Origin of the sequence: Devosia sp., assembly GCF_017307565.1 — a bacterium.
In the GTDB taxonomy this organism is placed as follows: domain Bacteria; phylum Pseudomonadota; class Alphaproteobacteria; order Rhizobiales; family Devosiaceae; genus Devosia.
Genome location: NZ_JAFKHD010000468.1, coordinates 1 through 1947, shown reverse-complemented (window position 1 = coordinate 1947; position 1947 = coordinate 1). Strand labels below are relative to the sequence as shown.

The window sequence follows — 1947 nt, the reverse complement described above, 5'->3', positions numbered from 1 at the left end:
GCCTCGAATGCCGGCGATCCTTGTTCAGTTAGTTCACCGACGGCCTGCGCCATGCCATGCATTTTGAGTTGCTTGAGCATGATGACAATGGCACCGCTTGCTGGATTATGACGCATGACGGGTTTCCTTCTTTCTTAAGGTATCGTAGCGCTCGACATCGGCCTTGGGCTCATTGCTGAGCGTGAGTGCCTGCGGTGCATTGATCTCGGGCGGCGTAAAGGATTTGCCATCCACCAGACGATGAAGAAGATTCAGGATATGGGTCTTCGTCGGAACGCCGGACTTCAGCGCCATATCGACGGCCACCAGCACGGCCTGTTCGTCGTGCTGAAGAACAAGAGCGAGAATATCGACCATTTCTCTGTCGCCTCCCGGCTTCTTCAGGAGATATAGCTGGAGTGTGCGAAAGGCTTCTGGAAGGTCGGTGAAAGGAGCGCCATTGCGAAGAGCACCGGGCTTTCGTTGCACGACGGCCAGGTAATGTCGCCAGTCATAAACGGTTTGCCCGGGTCCTTGATGTGAGCGGTTAAAGATGCGCAAATGCTCACAGATGACCTGGCCTTCCGCGACGACGACAACACGATCTGGATAAACCCTCAGGCTGACTGGGCGATTGGCGAAAGACGCCGGAACGCTATACCGGTTGCGCTCCAGATGGACGAGGCAGGTCGGCGATACGCGCTTGGTGTATTCGACAAAGCCATCGAAAGGTCGGGAGGCTGGCATGAGCGATTGTGCTTCTTCCGCCCAGGCATCGGCGATAGTACCGCGCACCTTTCCATGGGGCGTCATTGACCAGAAGGCTCTACAACGCTCTTCCAGCCAGTCATTCAAGGCGTTCAGTGATGGAAAACGCGGTATAGGTTGCCAAAGCCTGTGGCGGGCATCCTGGACATTCTTCTCGACCTGTCCTTTCTCCCAGCCGGAAGCAGGGTTGCAGAACTCAGGCTCGAACAAATAATGGCTGGCCATGGCCTGAAAGCGTATATTGACGTCACGCTCCTTGCCACGTCCAACCTTGTCGATGGCCGTGCGCATGTTATCGTATATTCCGCGTCGAGGAACGCCACCGAATACCCGGAAGGCATGGTTGTGGGCGTCAAACAACATCTCATGTGTCTGCAGGAGATAGGCGCGTACAATAAAGGCTCTCGAATAGCTGAGCTTGGTATGAGCAACCTGCAACTTCATTCGCTCACTGCCGATGATAGCCCAATCTTCCGACCAATCGAACTGGAAGGCCTCACCCGGTTCAAAGCTCAACGGCACAAAGGTCCCTCGGCCTACTGTCTGCTGCTGTTGGTGCTGATCAGCGCGCCATTCCCGCGCAAAGGCGGCCACACGGCCATAGGAACCTTCATAGCCAAGGGCGGCGAGGTCCGCATGCAACTGCTTTATCGTACGTTTCTGCTTACGAGACTTCTTTGCCTCTGTTCTCAGCCAGATTACCAGACGGTCGGCAAATGGATCGAGTTTACTTGGTCGCTCGGGAACCTGAAACTTCGGCTCCACGTTACCGAGACGAAGATATTTGCGAATGGTGTTCCGGGATAAGCCCGTACGGCGGCAAATCTCTCGGATCGATAGTTGATCCCGGAAATGCCAGCGCCGGATGACGCTCAATAATGCCATGTCGATCACTCCATAGCCCTCGCTGAAAACGCACGAGGGAAGGTTCAAACATGGGTCACTTCTCAATGGAAATATCGCCCCAAACCGGGTCAGTTCTCAGCGAAAATCAACAGCAAGACTGTCGCTGAAGCAAGTGAGGTGCTGTGGAATGCTGTCGATGCATTTGAGACGCGGGTGGATGCACAACTTGCCCGTGAGTTGATTATTGCTCTGCCGGAGGAACTGACACGGGCGGAGAATATCGGTTTGGTTCAGGAGTTCGTCCAGGACAATCTGACTTCGAAGGGTATGATCGCTGACTGGGTCTATCACGAC

Annotated in this window: 1 protein-coding gene and 2 pseudogenes; 1 reads left to right on the top strand and 2 read right to left on the bottom strand. The window is 54.8% G+C overall.

Going from position 1 to position 1947, the window contains the following annotated elements; genetic code table 11:
• Window positions 1-116 (bottom strand): annotated as a pseudogene (locus J0I64_RS20735) (ATP-binding protein); the annotation flags it as partial.
• Window positions 106-1632, bottom strand: coding sequence for an IS21 family transposase (istA, locus tag J0I64_RS20730; protein WP_151652607.1), 1527 nt, complete (start codon window positions 1630-1632; stop codon window positions 106-108). The gene istA and the pseudogene J0I64_RS20735, both read right to left, overlap by 11 nt.
• A 105-nt stretch (window positions 1633-1737) precedes the next feature.
• Here istA and J0I64_RS20725 point away from each other — a divergent pair.
• Window positions 1738-1947: pseudogene (locus tag J0I64_RS20725) on the top strand (MobA/MobL family protein); the annotation flags it as partial.

Excerpts from the sequence above, each read along its gene's own strand:
- istA (WP_151652607.1), bottom strand. The coding sequence starts at position 1,632 with ATGGCATTATTGAGCGTCATCCGGCGCTGGCATTTCCGGGATCAACTA.